At 69.2% G+C, this 2,118-nt stretch carries 2 protein-coding genes; both read right to left on the minus strand.

Translation table 11 applies throughout. The features are described from left to right. Positions 1-345: death domain-containing protein (locus tag ABD378_RS43795; RefSeq protein WP_486389314.1), on the minus strand; the 345-nt coding region annotated here is incomplete at its 3' end. A 68-nt stretch (positions 346-413) separates the two neighbouring features. Further along, the coding region (locus ABD378_RS43800; protein ID WP_344531076.1) for a hypothetical protein at positions 414-2,118 on the minus strand (1,705 nt) is incomplete at its 5' end.

Here is a 2,118-nt window from a genome sequence, read left to right on the forward strand (position 1 = left end):
CTGCTCGGACAGGGCATCCTGCTGGGCCTTGCGTGCCTCGGCGATGAAAGTCTTGGCGTCATCGACGTTGCTGAAGCCGTGTTCCTTGGCGAAGTCCTCCAGGGCCTTGCGCGCTCCGGCGCGTTCGCCCTGGGACTTCTCCTTGGCCGCGATCCGCTCGAGGTCTTCCTGGCTGAAGCCGGAAACGGCGGGAGGGGCCGGCTTGGGCGGGGCGGGGGCCGGGGGCACGGCGGGGTCGGGGTCTCCGTCGGCGTAGAACACTGGGGAGAACAGGCCGGCCGGGTAGGGGTGCGCCCAGCCCGTGTCGAGGGCGGGGCGGGTGTGGTGCTGCGCGGGGCGACGCATCAGTACAAGTCCTCCCAGACTCGTTGTCGTTCCAGGCCCCGCGCCTGAGATCAAGGACACCACAGGAATCATGGAGTGTTCCCCCCGCTCCCCTGCTGGCCCGGTTGGAGGTCTTCGGGATCGTCTTCCGGTGGGGTCTCGCCGGGCAGGTTCGGGGCGGGCGGCGGCGCCGGGACGGGGTCGGGGTCGATGTCGATGCCCAGGTAGTCGCCGACCGCGCTCGAGTCGCCGGTGGCGTCGGCCAGCGCGCGGGCCTTCTCGAACTGCCGCTTCTGGATCCGCTGGATCTCCTCGCCGATGTCGTCGATGGGGAATCCGACGTCGACCAGCATCTTCACGCCGGTCTCCAGCGACATGACGCCCTTGTCGACGGCGTCCTGGACCATGGTCAGGGTGGCGGCCTTGTCGGTGGGCTTGTAAGTCCCCCACATCAGGTCGGCGTCGACAACGGGACCGGTCCAGTCGGGGTGCTGCCCGGCCTTGAACAGGCGCTGCACCATCTTCAGCAGCAGCTGGTACTTGTGGTCGCGGGCCAGGTGCATGGAGTCCATCAGCGGTTCCATCGGCCCGTATGACAGCTCGATGGAGAACCCGGAGGGCGCCTTCGTCGGATCCAGGGTGCCCAGGGCGACGGCGGGCATCCGCGCGTTGAGGGACAGCCGGTCTTGGAGTTCGGCGGTCTTGTTGCGTAGCTCGGCGAGTTGGGGCGAGGTGTCGACGGTGATGATGTTGCCGCCCTCTTGCAGCTCGACGACCATGCCGGGCTGGACATGCATCATCTGCGGTTCGCCGCGCCCGCGCCGTCCGGAGTCGCCCTTGTTGACGATGCCCAGGATCGGGGAGCCGGTGGTGGCTGAGGCGAGGCTGGAGTCGGTATCGGTGCCGGCCATCTCGTCGAACAGTTGCATCAGCTGCGACAGCGAGGATTCCCCCCAGTGGCTGTCCTCCGGGACGGTGTTGGGGACGTGGATCACGGGCAGGAAGTCGAGCTGCAGGTCGAGATGGTCCAGGACTTCCCCGTCGGGGCGGGTCATGAAGGTCGCGTAGCGGTAGTCCAGGGTGTGCACGTCCTGGTCGGCTTTGATGTCGTCCAGGTCCCACTCGGCGTCGGTGAGGTAGCAGGTGAGCGTGGAGGGTTCGTCGTTCCACGGGTAGAGGCGGCTGATGGTGCCCGCCTCGGGCTGGTAGGTGTCGCCGGGCAGGAGCAGCGGGGTGGAGCCGTCGTCGGCAAGGGCGGGCACGCGCGCGGGCCGCTCACCGGCCGTGTCGGACAGGGTGCGGGTGCCGATCGGCCCGAGCTCCAGGGTGATGCGCCGCAGCCTCGCCTTGGTGCGGGCCTTCAGGTCGCCGTCGATCTCCCACGCGAAGTGCACGGTGTCGGGGTAGTCGGAGGAGTCCCCGGCGTTGTCGGGCAGGTCGGGAAAGTAGAAGCCGGGATCGACCACGGACAGGCGGGGGCGTTTCTTCGCGGTGTCCCAGGCCAGCGTGTACACGCCGTCGCCCTCGCGGACGGTTTTGCGTTCGCTTTGCTGCAGGCGCAGCGTGAACAGTTCCTTGCGGGCCCAGGCGCGCAGTCGCTCCTGCACCGCGGCGGCGTGCACCGCGTCCGGGGGCGGGGTGGAGCCGTCGGCGGGTTCGGCGTCTTCGGCTCCGGCGACGGTGATGGTCTGCTCGCGGCCCAGCATGTGCGAGGTCAGCGCGGCCACCAGCATCGCCGGGTCACCGAATTCGCGCCGGTCTTCGGCATCGCTGCCGTCCTGCAGGGCGGCAATC

Origin of the sequence: Streptomyces rectiviolaceus (genome assembly GCF_039533825.1) — a bacterium.
GTDB classification, from domain to species: Bacteria; Actinomycetota; Actinomycetes; order Streptomycetales; family Streptomycetaceae; genus Streptomyces; species Streptomyces rectiviolaceus.